The following is a 13940-nucleotide window of genomic DNA, read 5'->3' as shown; positions in this document are numbered from 1 at the left end:
GTGCGGGAGCGAGGCGACACCCCGGTGGGTCCGGGAGCGGTGCGGCACCCCGGCGGCCGGGCTCTCACCGATCCGGACCCTCCGCCGGAGGGTGCGGCACCGGCCGAAGGTGGCCCCGTACCCTGCCGACGAGGCCCGCGCATCCGGCGCCGGGCCAGTGCCGCCGCCGCGCCCGGCGCACCCCTCACCCGCACCCGCGCCCGCACCCGGCGACGAAGCCGCCCAGCCGCCCAGCCACCCAGGGGATTGCATCCCTCGCAACGGTGATTGCAGAGATTGCGTCCCGCCGGGCACGATGACCGCATGACTTCGCCTCTGCCGTCCCCGTCCTCCCCCGTAGCCCCCTCCCCCGCCGGAGCCCTCGCGCCGGTGCCCCCGCCCTCGGTGCTGGACCTCGCGCCCGTCCTCCCCGTCGTGGTCGTGGAGGACCTCGCCGACGCCGTGCCGCTCGCCCGCGCGCTGGTCGCCGGGGGGCTGCCCGCGATCGAGGTGACGCTGCGCACCCCCGTCGCGGTCGACGCCGTCCGCGCCATCGCCGCCGAGGTGCCGGACGCGGTGGTCGGGGCGGGCACCGTGCTCACACCGGGCCAGGTCGACGAGGTGGTCGCGGCCGGGGCGCGGTTCCTGGTCAGCCCGGGGTGGACGGACGCCCTGCTGACGGCGATGCTCGGGTCCGGGGTGCCGTTCCTGCCGGGGGTGTCGACCACCTCGGAGGTGGTGGCCCTGCTGGAGCGCGGGGTGCGGGAGATGAAGTTCTTCCCCGCGGAGGCGGCCGGCGGCACGGCCTACCTCAGGGCGCTGGCCGGGCCGATGCCGCAGGCCCGGTTCTGCCCGACCGGCGGCATCGGCCCGGACTCCGCGCCGGAGTACCTGGCGCTGTCCAACGTCGGCTGCGTCGGCGGGAGCTGGATGCTGCCGAAGGACGCGGTCGCCGGGCGGGACTGGGCGCGGGTGGAGGCGCTGGCCCGCGAGGCGGCCGGGCTCAGCGCAGGTGCGACGTGTCGTTGAACAGGCGGACGCTGGCGTTGCCGTCGGCGTAGTACGCCACCGCCGACAGCGAGGCCGCCGACAGCTCCATCCGGAACAGCGCCTCGGGCGGGGCGCCCAGGGCGAGGCGCACGAGGGTCTTGATCGGCGTCACGTGCGACACCAGCAGGACGGTGCGCCCGGCGTACGCGGCGACCAGGCGGTCACGGGCGGCGGCGACCCGCGCGCCGGTCTCCGCGAAGCTCTCGCCACCGCCGGTCGGCCGGGCGTCCGGGGAGGCCAGCCAGGCGTTCAGGTCGTCGGGGTACCGCTCGCGGACCTCGCCGAAGGTGAGGCCCTCCCAGGCGCCGAAGTCGGTTTCGCGCAGGCCCTCGTCGACCGCCATCTCCAGGCCGAGGCGGGCGGCGACCACGGCGGCGGTCTCCCGGGTGCGGGCCAGCGGCGACGCCACCACGGCCTGCACGGTGCCGCGCCGGGCGAGGCCGTCGGCCGCCCTGGCGGCCTGCTCCCGGCCGGCGTCGGACAGCGAGGGGTCGCCGCCTGCGCCGCTCCCGGAGAAGCGCTTCTGCGGGGTCAGCGCCGTCTCGCCGTGCCGCAGCAGGACGAAGGTGGCCGGGGCGCCCATGTCGGCGGGCCCCCAGCCGGGCGAGGCGACGGAGGAGGCGGCGCGGACGTCGGCCCGGTCCCGTGCGCCCCGGCCGGTCCCGGCCCGGTCACCGGCGCGGTCCGGGTCGGCCGGGGAGGATGCCCCGGCTCCCCCGCCGGTCCCGGTGGCCGCTCCGGCGGCGGACCCCGCGTCCGCGGCCCGCGCGCCCGCCCCGGGGAGGGGACCGGCCGGCCGTGTCCCGCCCGGCGCCGCGTCGATTTCCGCCGTGGACGCCGACGGGGACCACGCCTCGCCGCGCGCCCCCGCGTCCATCGCCTCGTTGGCCAGGCGGTCGGCGTGCTTGTTCTCGGCGCGCGGGATCCACTCGTAGCTGACCCGCTCGGGCGGGAGGACCCGCGCGGCCTCGGCCGCCAGCGGCTTCATGTCGGGGTGCTTGATCCGCCAGCGCCCCGACATCTGCTCGACGACCAGCTTGGAGTCCATCCGGACGCGCACCCGCGCCCCGGGGTCCAGCGCGCGGGCCGCGCGCAGCCCGGCCAGCAGCCCCCGGTACTCCGCCACGTTGTTGGTGACGACGCCCAGGTACTCGGCGGTCTCGACGAGGGTCTCCCCCGTCACCGCGTCGCTGACCACGGCGCCGTACCCGGCGGGCCCCGGGTTGCCCCGCGACCCGCCGTCGGCCTCGACGACGAACTCCCGCACCGCTTCCGCCCCCGTCACGCGCCCTACAGCCCCGAGTCGGCCGTACGGACCAGGATGCGGTGGCAGTTCTCGCAGCGCAGCACGGTGTCGGGCGCCGCCGAGCGCACCTCGGCCAGCTCGGTGATGGCCAGTTCCTGGCGGCAGCCCTGGCAGGTGCGCTGGTGGAGCTTCGCCGCGCCGACGCCGCCCTGCTGCTCGCGCAGCTTGTCGTAGAGGCGCAGCAGGTCGGCGGGGACCGTCGCGGCGATGACCCCGCGCTCCTTGGTGACCGAGGCGGCCTCGCCGTCGATCTCCCCGACGGCGGCGTCCCGGCGCCCGGTGGCGTCGTCGATCCGCTCCTGGACGGAGGCGACCCGGCCGGTCAGCTCGCCGACCCGCTCCTGGACGGACTCACGGCGCTCCATGACCTCCAGGACGACGTCCTCCAGGTCGCCCTGGCGCTTGGCGAGGGAGGTGATCTCGCGCTGGAGGTTCTCCAGGTCCTTCGGGGAGGTGACGGCGCCGGAGTCGAGGCGCTGCTGGTCGCGGGCGGCGCGCCGGCGCACCTGGTCCACGTCCTGCTCGGCCTTGGTCTGCTCTCGGCCGCAGTCGCTCTCCTCCGTCTGCGCGGCCACGAGCAGGTCGCGGAGCTGGGCGTGCTCCTTGGTCAGCGACTCGATCTCGGCGTGCTCGGCCAGCGACCGGCGCCGGTGCGCGAGCTGCTGGAGCCGGACGTCGAGGGCCTGGACGTCGAGGAGTCGGATCTGGTCGGCGGGCGCGGCGTTCAGTTGGGGGCTCCTGCGGTGTGTTCGGAGGGCGGGGTGGACGGTGACGCCGCGTGGGCGGTCCAGGGATCGGTGACCGTCGGGGAGACATGGACCCGCAGGGCCCACCCCTCGCGGTCGGAGATCGCGTCGAGCTGGGCGGCGGCCAGCTCGCACCAGGGCCATTCGGTGGCCCAGTGCGCCGCGTCGAGCAGCGCGAGGGGGCCCTGGGCGCGGGCCTCGGACACCGGGTGGTGGCGCAGGTCCGCGGTGAGGAAGGCGTCGACGCCCGCCGCCCGCACGTGGTCGAGGAGGCCGTCGCCGGAACCGCCGCTGACGGCGACGGTGCGGACCGGCGCGTCCGGGTCGCCCGCGACGCGGACGCCCTGCGCGGTGGCGGGCAGCCGCTCGGCGGCGAGGGCGGCGAACTCGCGGACGGTCAGCGGGCGCTCCGGTTCGCAGATCCGGCCGAGTCCGCGGCGGCCCCCGGGGTCGGCCGGGTCCGGCACCAGGGGGCCGAGGACGCGCAGGCCGAGGGCCCCGGCCAGCGCGTCGGAGACGCCCGGGTCGGCGGTGTCGGCGTTGGTGTGGGCGACGTGCAGGGCGACGTCGTGCTTGATGAGGGTGTGCACCACACGGCCCTTGAAGGTGGACGCGGCGACCGTCGTCGTCCCCCGCAGGTAGAGGGGGTGGTGGGTGACGAGCAGGTCGGCGCCCAGCTCCACCGCCTCGTCGGCGATCTCCTGGACGGGGTCCACGGCGAACAGGACCCGGGAGACCTCCCGGTCGGGGTCGCCCACCACGGTGCCGACCGCGTCCCAGGACTCGGCCCGCTCGGCGGGCCACAGGTTCTCCAGCGCGGCGATGACTTCTGACAGACGGGGCACGGGGGCAAGGCTACCCGGGCGCGGTGCGCGGCCGTACCCGCCGCCCCTGGCCGGGCCGGACCGGCGATGTCCAGCACACCACCCCGTTGTCCTCGGAGGAATCGTTCCTGTGACACCCGTTTGTGTGATGACGGCCGCTGTCTCTCCCCCGCCCGTGCGTACGAAAACTAGCTTCATCACCGGAGGTGACCGAACGATGACAGCGTGTGCCACAGGGCCTGTCGGGCTCACGGCGGACCACGAGGCCGGGCGTGACGTGGTCCCGGGGGGCGGGGGGCCGCCGCGGGCGGAGTGCGCGATCGCGGCGGAGGGCGGGTACGCGGCGCGTCTCACCCGCCGCGGCGACTGCTGGTACCCGGAGCGCTGGACCCTCGACGGGCCGGAGCCCTACGCGGTGCCGCTGCCGGGCAACCAGCCGGAGGAGCCCGGCACGGAGGTGCAGCCGATGGGCGACGGGCGGGTCCTGATCCACCGGGTCACGGGCGGGCGGCACGTCTTCGCGCTGCTCTACCCGACCGGCCCGGGCACCGGCGAGCTGCCGCTCGGCGCGGTGGGGTGCCGGGACGCGGAGACCCGGCTGCGGCTGCTGCCCGCGGCGCCGGGCGGCGAGCGGGCGTACGCCCTGGCCGTGGGCCCGCGGGCGACCGCGCTCTGGCAGGTGGCGGGCGGCGGCTCCGGGCCCCGGTGCCTCGCGGAGATCCCGGGCCGCTGCTCGGGCGGGGCCTGGCTGGACCGCGCGGGCCGGATACTGGCCCTCGACCGGGAGACCGGGGGCCGGGTGAAGGCGGTCGTGGTGGACCTGGGGCGGGGCTGCGAGGTGTCGCCGCTGCTCCAGATCGCCGAGCACAGCGACGACCGGGTGCTGCTGGCCGACCCGGACAGCGGGCTGCTGATGATCCGCTCCGACGCGCCCTCGCCGGGGCGGCCCCGGCTGGGCTGGGGCGTCCTGGGCAGCACCCTGCCGGTGCGGTTCCCCGAGTGCCTGCGGTTGCGGGACTGCGTGATCACGCCGTTCGCCATCCAGCCGGGGCAGGCGCTGACGCCGGAGCGGTGCGCGGTGGCGCTGCGCATGGACGGGGCCTTCGGATGCTGGGTCGCCGTCTGGCACCCGGCCGAGCGGCGACTGCGCCACGTCCCGGCCCCGGAGGGCTGGCTGGCGGGCGCCGGGCTGTGGACGGCCGACGCCGTGCTGCACCTGCCGTACGCCACCGCGCGGACCCCCTGCGGCCTGGCCCGGCTCGCCTCGCCGGCCGTCCCGGAGCCACCGGCGCGGACCCCGTCCGACGAGCCGTCCAGGACCCCGCCCGGGGCGCTCCCCCCGGCCCTGCCGGACCCAGCCCCGTCCCGCCCCGTACCGCTCCAGCAGGCCCCGCTCGCACAGCTTGTAACGAAATAATCCCGGTCGGCGTGGCCGTCTGGATTCGGCCCGAGGTGTGCCGGTTACACTCGCTCGGCCCACAGGAAAGATCATGTATACGGGGTGAATTCCTTCCGATGAGCAACGCCAGCACGAACCAGCCGACGCAGGCCAGCGGTGCCGACGTTCAGGGGGCCGCGACCGGCCACGGCCGGCACCGCGGACCGGTGTCCGAGCAGGAGGGCCAGGCGGCCCCGAACGGCCGCCACCGCAGGCCCGCCGAAGAGGCGGGACCGGCGGCGGCCTGACGCCACCGCACGGCCCAGCACCAGACCGCGGCCCCGCCCGTCACCTCCGACGGGCGGGGCCGCGGCGTGAACGGGCCGGTCGGCCCGGCGGGAACCCGACAGGGTCGGCGGGTGGGCGGTGGGGACGGCGGGTCCGGCGAACGGGCGGCGGGCGGCCCGGCGGCCCAGGGGCTGCGGGGCGGCCCAGCGGTGCGGGGCAGGGGGCGCCCGCTCCTCGCCGAGGGGTGCGAACCGTCCCGGGCCGGGCGGCACGCCGACGGTCCACAGGGGGCAGGCGGCACGGCCCCGGGGGAACCTCCCGGCACGGCCCTCCCGGCAACGAGCGCCGCGCCACCGCATCCCGACGTCATCGGCGCCCCCGGCGTCATCGCCGCCCCGGACAACCCCGACACCCCGGCGAGGTCGGCGTCCCCGGCCGCGCCGGACGGCGAAACGCCCCCGCGCACCGCCGACGGCGCTACCCCCTGGGCCCGTCCGCCGGGCGCTTCCCGCGCGGCGGCAGCCACAGCCACATCAGCAGCACGGCCACGACCAGCACCACCGAGCCGACCCGGAAGACCAGCGCGTACCCCTCGGTCAGCGCCTCGGGACCGGCGGACTCGCCACCGGAGCGGGCGGCGGCGATGGTCGCCATGACCGCGAGCCCCAGCGAGCCGCCCATCGTCCGCGAGGTGTTGACCAGCCCGGAGACCAGCCCGGCGTCCCCCGGCGCCGACCCCGAGGTGGCCAGCGACGCCAGCGGGGTCCCCGCCAGCCCCGCGCCCAGCATCATCAGCGCCCCCGGCACCAGGATCGCGGTGACGAACCCGCCGTCCGCGGTCATCGTCGACTGCCAGGCGAACCCGGCCGCGGCGAGGAACGTGCCCAGCACCGCCACGTTCCGCGCCCCCATGGCACGCATCACGCGCGGTGCCGCCTTCGAGCCGAGCACCACGGCCAGCGAACTCGGCACCAGCGCGAGCCCGGCCTCCAGCGGGGTGTAGCCGAGCACGTTCTGGACGTAGAGCGTCATGAAGAACCACATGCAGAACATGGCCGAACCGGAGACCAGCATCGCCGTGTTGGCCGAGGCCACCGAGCGCACCCGCAGCAGCGCGAGCGGCATCAGCGGGGCCGCGGTGCGCGCCTCGACGACGAGGAACAGCCCGATCAGCACGGCACCGGCCACCAGCGGCACCAGCGTGGCCGCCGCCGCCCAACCGGTGGACTCCGTCTGCGAGATCCCGAACGCCAGGGTGGCCAGACCGGCGGTGACCAGCACGGCGCCCGGCAGGTCGAGCCGCCGTCCGCCCCCGGAGCGGCTCTCGGACAGCCCCAGCACCGCGCCGGCCAGCACGACCACGCCGACGGGCACGTTGATCAGCAGCACCCAGCGCCAGGACAGGGTGTCCACCAGCACCCCGCCGACGAGTCCCCCGGCGGCCCCGCCGCCCGCGCCGACGGCGGTCCACGTCGCGATGGCCCGGGCCCGCGCGGCGCCCGGCGGAACCGCCTCGGTGACGATGGTCAGCGTCGAGGGCGCCACCACCGCCGCGCCGAGCCCCTGCACGGCGCGCGCGAGGAGCAGTTGCCAGCCCTCCTGGGCGAGCCCGCCGCCGAGCGAGGCCAGCGTGAACAGGCCGATCCCCAGCAGGAACATCCGCTTGCGCCCGTACAGGTCCCCGGCCCGTCCGCCGAGCAGCATGAACCCGGCGAAGGCGATGGAGTAGGCGTTGACGACCCATTGGAGGCCCTGGGCCGTGAGGTCGAGATCGGTCCGCATCGACGGCAGCGCGACGTTGACGACGGACACGTCGAGGACGACGAGGAACTGGCCGGCACAGGCGAGCGCCACCACCAGACCGGCGGGCGGGGTGCGGCGGGGCGGGGATATCCGGGCGGTGGGGCAGGCGGCTGAGGTGTCGGGCATGGATGCCATGGTCTCAACCCGTTCCCTGCGTGGACACACCCGGCGGCGGATGTTCCGCTTCGGGCGGCAGCACGGGGCCCGGCGAACCCCACGGGGCGCACACCCCGGCGCTCGGGGGACCGCGCCCCGGGGCGGACACCCCCGGCGCACCTCCCCGCCACCGGGCCCCGCCGGGGCCGCCCCGCCGACCCCACCGGCCCGCCGCGCCCCGCTCCCGGCTCCCCGCCCCCTGCTCCCCGCCCTCCGTCCCCCACGCCCGTGACCCCGCGTCCCCCCTCTCCCCGTGCGATCCCCGTACCCCGGCCGTCCGTGCCAGGGCGTCCCCGTGCCCCGGCTCCCCTGCCGGAACAGCCCCGGAGCCCCTCCCCTCCGGCCCCGACCCCGGTGCGGCAGCATGGGGCGGCACAGTGTCCGCACGACCGGAAGGACCCCCATGGCCGCGGCACCCACGCCGGACATCCTGGCCGCGTTCGAGGCGGCGAAGGGATTCATGCCCGCCGACGAGGGCCTGGCCCTGTACGCGGCGGCCGTGGAGGCGGGCGGGCTGGGCCTGCCGCTGCTGGAGGTGGGCACGTACTGCGGGCGTTCCACCCTGCTGCTGGCCGACGCGGCCCGCGGGGCCGGGGTCACCGCGCTCACCGTGGACCACCACCGGGGCAGCGAGGAGCAGCAGCCGGGCTGGGAGTACCACGACCCGGCGACGGTCGATCCCGAGCTGGGCGTGATGGACACGCTGCCCGCCTTCCGCCGCACCCTGTACCGGGCCGGTCTGGAGGAGCACGTCGTGGCGCTGGTCGGCCTCTCTCCCCGGGTGGCGGCGGTCTGGAGCGCCCCGCTCGCCCTCGTCTTCATCGACGGCGGGCACACCGACGAGCACGCGAACGCCGACTACGAGGGCTGGGCCCCGCACGTGGCGGACGGCGGTCTGCTGGTGATCCACGACGTCTTCCCGGACCCGGTGGACGAGTTCACCGGCCAGGCCCCCTACCGGGTGTACCTCCGGGCGCTGGGCTCGGGGGAGTTCACCGAGGTGTCGGCCACCGGCTCGCTGCGGGTCCTGCGGCGGACGGGGACGGGGGACCGGGCGCCCGGTTAGAGTGCCTGCCGTGTCGTACACCGGACCGGAACTCGATCCACCGCAGCCGCCCCGCCGTTCACCGCTGCGCCGCCCGCTGACGGTGGCACTGGCCGCGCTGGTGCCGGGGGCGCTGCTGGGCTGGGGGGTGTACGCGGCGGTCGGCGGCGGGGACGCCGGCACCGGTGCGGGCCGGGCCGGGAGCACCGCCGCCGCGCCCCCCTCCGGCCCCTCCCCGGACGGTCCTTCCCCGGACGGCACGGGACCTGACGGCACGGGACCCCACGGCGAGGAGCCGGACGGCGGCCGGGACGGCTCCGGCCCCCCGTCCTCCGCCCCGGCGGCGGACCCCTCCGCGTCCGCGCCGTCCGCCCCCTTTGGACCCGGCGGCCCGCTGCGGGGGAAGGTCGTGGTGATCGACCCCGGGCACAACCCCCGCAACGCGGAGCACACCGCCGACATCAACCGCAAGGTGGACATCGGCACGCACTGGAAGGAGTGCGACACCACGGGTACCGCCACCGACGCGGGCTGGCCGGAGGCCCGGTTCACCCTGGACCTGGCGCACCGGCTGCGGGACCTGCTGGAGGCGCAGGGCGCCACGGTGCGGCTGACGCAGGACGGCGACCGCCCGTTCGGCCCGTGCGTGGACGAGCGGGCCCGGATCGGCAACGAGGCGCACGCGGACGCCGCGATCTCCCTGCACGCCGACGGTTCGGGCACCGGCAACCGGGGCTTCCACGTGATCCTGCCGGGCGCGGTGCACGACGGCGCCGCCGACACCCGGGCCATCGTGGGCCCTTCAGCCGAGCTGGGACAGCGGGTCGCGGGCCGGTTCGTGGCGGCCACCGGCACCGCCCCTTCCAACTACCTCGGCGACGGTACCGGTCTCGTCACACGTCAGGACCTGGGTGGTCTCAATCTGTCAACGGTTCCCAAGGTGTTCATCGAGTGCGGCAACATGCGCGATAGCAAGGACGCGGCGCTGCTGACCAGCGGCGCCTGGAGGCAGAAGGCGGCACGGGGCATCTCCGAGGGAATCGTGAGTTTCCTGCGCGGGTGATGCCGGGTGGGTGTTCCGCGCCGGTTCTCCGGGGCGGACAGCCTCCGTGTGCAGGCGATAGTGTCGCCCGTACGACGAGGGGCCACCCCCGCGCCGCGCACCGGGCCCGCGGCCCGGACGGCGGCGGCGCCTCCACCGACGACGAGACCGACCTACGAAGGACCTGAAGTGAATATCCGCTCCCTCACTCGAGGCGACGGCGTGGTGATCGGAGCAGCGGTGTTGCTGTTCATCGCGTCGTTCCTGGACTCATTCAGCGGCAACGGCAGCGGCATCCCCAACGCCTGGGACAACCTGGGCCTGGTGATGAGCATGTACGTCGGCGGCATCGCCGGCGCCGCCCTCATCGTGGTGGCGCGCGGGCTCCCCCAGCCCCGGAAGGTCATCGGCCTCGAACTGGGCCAGATCGGGGTGGTCCTGGCGGTCTTCTCCGCCTGGACGGCGTTCTGGACGATCATCGACCCGCTGGGTCCGTTCGACGACATCTACCGGGGCCTCGGCGCCAGTGACGTCAACGCGGGCACCGGTCTCGTCCTGGGCCTGATCGCGACCCTGGCGCTGGCCGGCGCCGCCATCGCGACCCCGCTCGTCCCGGCCCTCAAGGCCCCGCTGGCGGGCGCTCCCCAGCCGCCCGCCCCGCAGCCGTACGGCGGCCAGCCGCAGGGCGGATACGGCTACCCGGGCGCGCAGCAGCCGTTCGGCGGGCAGCCGGGCCAGCCGGGTCAGCCGCTCGGCGGCCAGCCGCAGCCGGGCCAGCCGCAGCCCGCCGCGCAGGCGGCGCAGCCCGCGGGCGACTTCTCCCCGTTCTGGTTCGCCGTGCCGGTGCCGCGTCCGCTGTACCCGGAGGACGGCTCGTCCACGCCGATCGCGGAACTGGCGCCCGGCACCTGGTACCTGGCGGTGGAGCAGCGCGGCCAGAACCTGATCGCCCAGACGCAGGACGGCCGCCGCGGCGTGCTGCAGGACTCCTCGGGCATCCAGCGCGGCTGACCGCCGGCCCGCCGCACCGCCGACGGCCTCCCTCCCCAGTGTGCTCGGGGGGCGGAGGCCGTCCGCGTGGGTGCGGTGAGGTCAGTCGCAGCAGTCGGGGTCCAGGCCCCGGGGCAGCAGGTCGCCGGAGAAGATCCGGCAGGTGGCCTCGTGCCCGCCGAGCGCGGCGACGGCCAGGAGCAGCGAGCCGGCCGTCCAGCTCGTCAGCTCGCGGGGCCAGACGGTGTCGTCGTCGAAGACGTAGCCGGTCCAGTACAGGCCGCTCTCCGGGTCGCGGAGGTGCTGGATGGACTGGAGGATCTCCAGGGCCCGGTCCGATTCGCCCACCGCCCACAGGGCGAGCGCCAGTTCGGCCGACTCGCCGCCGGTCACCCAGGGGTTGGGGACGACGCAGCGCACCCCGAGGCCCGGGACGACGAAACGGTCCCAGTCCCCCGCGATGCGGGAGCGGGCCTCGGCCCCCTCGATCGCGCCGCCGAGCACCGGGTAGTACCAGTCCATCGAGTAGCGGTCCTTGTCGAGGAACCGCTCGGGGTGGCGCCGGATGGCGTGCCGCAGGGCGCCCGCGGCGAGTTCCCAGTCGGGCTGGGCCTCCTCACGCTGCTCGGCGATGGCCAGGGCGCAGCGCAGCGCGTGGTGGACGGAGGAACTCCCGGTCAGCAGGGCGTCGGTGGCGGCGGTGCCGTCCTCGTCGCGGCGCCAGCCGATCTGACCGCCGGGCAGTTGGAGGCGCAGGACGAACTCGACGGCGGCGACGACGACCGGCCACATCCGGTCCAGGAAGGTGTCGTCGCCGGTGGAGAGGTAGTGGTGCCAGATGCCGACGGCGGCGTAGGCGACGAAGTTGGTCTCCCGGCCCCGGTCGGTGACGTCGTCGTGGGCCCCGTCGGCGTAGGCGGCGTACCAGGAGCCGTCCGGGTTCTGGTGCCGGGCCAGCCAGGCGTAGGCGCGGGCGGCCTCCTGGTGGCGGCCGGCCGCGTCCAGGGCCATCGCGGCCTCGACGTGGTCCCAGGGGTCGAGGTGGTGGCCGCGGAACCAGGGGATGGCGCCGTCCTCGCGCTGGAGGGCGAGGACTCCGCGGACGGTGGCGTCGGCCTGCTCGGCGGTGAGGACGCCGGGCAGGACGAGGTGTTCGGTGCGGGGTGTGCGGGACGTGGTCACGCGGCGTCCACCGGCGGGAGGTGCGGCTTGGTCGCGTAGGCCACGAAGCTCTTGCCGATCAGCGGGTTCAGGGCCTGCTCGGCGACCCGGGTGGCCAGCGGCTTCTTCATGATGTCCCAGACCAGCAGCTTGTGGTAGGCGCGCACCGGGAGGGCCCGGTCGTTGTCGACGCCGAAGGCGCACTTCAGCCACCAGTAGGGCGCGTGCAGGGCGTGCGCGTGGTGGGTGCCGTAGGGGCGCAGGCCGGCCTCGCGGATGCGGGCGAGGAGGTCCTCGGCGCGGTAGATGCGGATGTGGCCGCCCTCGACCTCGTGGTAGGCGTCGGACAGCGCCCAGCAGACCTTCTCGGGCCCGTAGCGCGGCACGGTGACGGCGATCCGCCCGCCGGGCCTGAGGACGCGGACCATCTCGGCGAGGACGCCCTTGTCATCGGGGATGTGCTCCATGACCTCGGAGACAATGACCACGTCGAAGGACTCGTCGGGGAAGGGCAGGGCGAGGGCGTCGCCCTCCAGGGCGGTGGCGGTGGCCCCGGCCGGGGCCTCCCCGGCCTCCTTCATCGCGGCGAACCAGGCGGCGACCTCGCGGATCTCCTCGGCGTTCCGGTCCAGCGCCACGACCCGGGCGCCGCGCCGGTAGCACTCGAACGCGTGCCGGCCGGCGCCGCAGCCGAGGTCCAGGACGCGGTCGCCCGGGGCGAGCGGGAACCGGGAGAAGTCGACGGTCAGCACGTGGCCCTGCTTTCGGGGTAGACGCCGGTGTCACTGGTCGGGGCCCCGGGGGTGGTCGCGGGGACGGCCGCCGCGGGGCCGAGGGCCTCGCGGTAGCGGGCGACGGTCCCCTCGGCGGCGCGGGCCCAGGTGAAGCGGCGCAGCACGCGTGCGCGTCCGGCGGCGCCGAGCCGGGCCCGCAGCTCCGGGTCGCCGAGGAGCCGGACGAGCCCGGCGGCCAGCGCCCCGGCGTCGCCGGGCGGCACCGCGAGGCAGGTCTCGCCGTCGGGTCCGGCCACCTCGGGGACGGCACCGCCGGTGGTGGCGAGCAGGGGGGTGCCGGTGGCCATGGCCTCGGCGGCGGGCAGCGAGAACCCTTCGTAGAGGGAGGGCACGCAGGCGACCTCGGCGGAGCGCACCAGGCGGACGAGTTCGGTGTCGGTGATGCCCTTGACGAACTCGACGGCGCCGTCGAGGCCGTGGCGTTCGATCGCGCGGGCGACGGGGCCCTCGGCGGGCCGCTTGCCGACGACGACGAGGTGGGCGCCGGGCCGTTCGGCGCGTGCCCCGGCCAGCGCCTCGACGAGGAAGACCAGCCCCTTGAGGGGGACGTCGGCGCTGGAGGTGGTGACGATCCGGCCGGGCACCTTGGGCACGGAGGGGTCGGGCGAGAACAGGTCGGTGTCGGCACCGATGTGGACGACGTGGACGCGGTCGCCGCGGACGCCGAGGTGGTCGATGATCTCCTGCCGGGAGGTGCCGGAGACGGTGAGCACGGAGGGCAGGCGGCGGGCCACCCGCTTCTGCATGCGGGTGAAGGCGTACCAGCGGCGCACGGAGTAGCGGCGGGCCCGGCTCCCGGCGGCGTCCAGCTCCAGCCGCCGGTCCACGGTGATGGGGTGGTGGACGGTGGTGACGAGGGGGGCGCCGACGTCGCCCAGCAGGCCGTATCCGAGGGTCTGGTTGTCGTGGACGACGTCGAACTCGCCGCGGCGGGCGCGCAGATGGCGGCGGGCGCGCAGGGAGAAGGTGAGCGGCTCGGGGAAGCCGCCGGTCCACATGGTGGCGACCTCCAGCGCGTCGACCCAGTCGCGGTACTCGCCCCGGCCGGGGGTGCGGAAGGGGTCGGGCTGCCGGTAGAGGTCGAGGCTGGGCAGTTCGGTGAGGGAGAGCCGTCCGCCGGGGGCGTCGTCGAGGGTGTCGAGGACGGGGTAGGGCTGGGCGCCGATGACCTCGACCCGGTGGCCGAGGCGGGCCAGTTCGCGCGAGAGGTGGCGGACGTAGACGCCCTGGCCGCCGCAGAACGGGTTCCCCTTGTAGGTGAGCAGTGCGATGCGGAGCGGTCGCAAGCCGTCGGCGGCGGGCTCCTGACCGGGACCCGCCTGACTGGCCTCAGCGGTCACCCTGTGCCCCCTTCTCCACCGCGCCGTCCCGCGAGACT

At 76.2% G+C, this 13940-nt stretch carries 13 protein-coding genes; 6 read left to right on the top strand and 7 right to left on the bottom strand.

All coding sequences use genetic code 11. The features are described from left to right. Positions 1–303 precede the first annotated feature (303 nt). Positions 304–1008, top strand: coding sequence for a bifunctional 4-hydroxy-2-oxoglutarate aldolase/2-dehydro-3-deoxy-phosphogluconate aldolase (gene eda, locus GTY84_RS05880; protein WP_237532085.1), 705 nt, complete (start codon positions 304–306; stop codon positions 1006–1008). Here eda and GTY84_RS05875 read toward each other — a convergent pair. The 3 genes from GTY84_RS05875 to GTY84_RS05865 are packed head-to-tail and all read right to left on the bottom strand — an operon-like array spanning position 983 to position 3926. Next, entirely contained in the window at positions 983–2296 is a 1314-nt protein-coding gene (locus tag GTY84_RS05875) for a bifunctional RNase H/acid phosphatase (protein ID WP_161225386.1), read from the bottom strand. The two genes, eda and GTY84_RS05875, sit on opposite strands and share 26 nt — an antisense overlap. Before the next feature lie 23 nt (positions 2297–2319). Then, positions 2320–3063 (bottom strand): C4-type zinc ribbon domain-containing protein, encoded by a 744-nt coding sequence (locus tag GTY84_RS05870; protein ID WP_161225387.1) that lies wholly within the window; start codon positions 3061–3063, stop codon positions 2320–2322. Beyond that, positions 3060–3926 carry a Nif3-like dinuclear metal center hexameric protein gene (locus tag GTY84_RS05865; RefSeq protein WP_161225024.1) on the bottom strand — a complete coding sequence of 289 codons (867 nt, stop codon included), beginning with the start codon at positions 3924–3926 and terminating at the stop codon, positions 3060–3062. The genes GTY84_RS05870 and GTY84_RS05865 overlap by 4 nt, the downstream gene beginning before the upstream one ends. Before the next feature lie 196 nt (positions 3927–4122). Between GTY84_RS05865 and GTY84_RS05860 the strand changes: the two genes are divergently transcribed. Together GTY84_RS05860 and GTY84_RS05855 are read left to right on the top strand one after the other, a co-directional pair. Beyond that, positions 4123–5322: a hypothetical protein gene (locus GTY84_RS05860; RefSeq protein ID WP_202549974.1), complete on the top strand. Its 1200-nt coding sequence runs from the start codon at positions 4123–4125 to the stop codon at positions 5320–5322. Positions 5323–5420: 98 nt separating this feature from the next. Further along, the gene (locus tag GTY84_RS05855) at positions 5421–5591 is read left to right on the top strand and encodes a hypothetical protein (RefSeq protein WP_161225023.1); all 171 of its coding nucleotides are present in this window, start codon (positions 5421–5423) and stop codon (positions 5589–5591) included. 457 nt (positions 5592–6048) lie between these two features. On the opposite strand, the gene GTY84_RS05850 is transcribed toward GTY84_RS05855, so the two are convergent. After that, entirely contained in the window at positions 6049–7500 is a 1452-nt protein-coding gene (locus GTY84_RS05850) for an MFS transporter (RefSeq protein ID WP_237532084.1), read from the bottom strand. A gap of 433 nt (positions 7501–7933) precedes the next feature. On the opposite strand from GTY84_RS05850, the gene GTY84_RS05845 reads away from it, so the two are divergent. The 3 genes from GTY84_RS05845 to GTY84_RS05835 all read left to right on the top strand — a co-directional run bounded on the left by GTY84_RS05845 (position 7934) and on the right by GTY84_RS05835 (position 10628). Further along, the gene (locus GTY84_RS05845) at positions 7934–8596 is read left to right on the top strand and encodes a class I SAM-dependent methyltransferase (RefSeq protein WP_161225021.1); all 663 of its coding nucleotides are present in this window, start codon (positions 7934–7936) and stop codon (positions 8594–8596) included. Positions 8597–8606: 10 nt separating this feature from the next. After that, positions 8607–9638 (top strand): N-acetylmuramoyl-L-alanine amidase, encoded by a 1032-nt coding sequence (locus tag GTY84_RS05840; protein WP_161225020.1) that lies wholly within the window; start codon positions 8607–8609, stop codon positions 9636–9638. Positions 9639–9806: 168 nt separating this feature from the next. Next, positions 9807–10628, top strand: a complete 822-nt coding sequence (locus GTY84_RS05835) for a hypothetical protein (protein WP_161225019.1) — start codon at positions 9807–9809, stop codon at positions 10626–10628. A gap of 81 nt (positions 10629–10709) precedes the next feature. Here the strand turns inward: GTY84_RS05835 and GTY84_RS05830 are convergent, their stop codons facing one another. Genes GTY84_RS05830 through GTY84_RS05820 form a run of 3 tightly spaced genes read right to left on the bottom strand, consistent with a single transcriptional unit; the run spans position 10710 to position 13902 of the window. Further along, positions 10710–11789, bottom strand: a complete 1080-nt coding sequence (locus GTY84_RS05830; RefSeq protein WP_161225018.1) for a prenyltransferase — start codon at positions 11787–11789, stop codon at positions 10710–10712. Next, positions 11786–12520: a class I SAM-dependent methyltransferase gene (locus tag GTY84_RS05825; RefSeq protein WP_161225017.1), complete on the bottom strand. Its 735-nt coding sequence runs from the start codon at positions 12518–12520 to the stop codon at positions 11786–11788. The genes GTY84_RS05830 and GTY84_RS05825 overlap by 4 nt, the downstream gene beginning before the upstream one ends. Further along, entirely contained in the window at positions 12514–13902 is a 1389-nt protein-coding gene (locus GTY84_RS05820) for a glycosyltransferase family 4 protein (protein WP_161225016.1), read from the bottom strand. Before GTY84_RS05820 ends, GTY84_RS05825 begins: the two co-directional genes overlap by 7 nt. Between the last annotated feature and the right edge of the window lie 38 nt (positions 13903–13940).

Source organism: Streptomyces sp. SID8352 (assembly GCF_009862265.1).
Taxonomy (GTDB): Bacteria; Actinomycetota; Actinomycetes; order Streptomycetales; family Streptomycetaceae; genus Streptomyces.
Note: the sequence above shows the minus strand (reverse complement) of the source record. Positions and strands in the feature narration are given on the sequence as shown.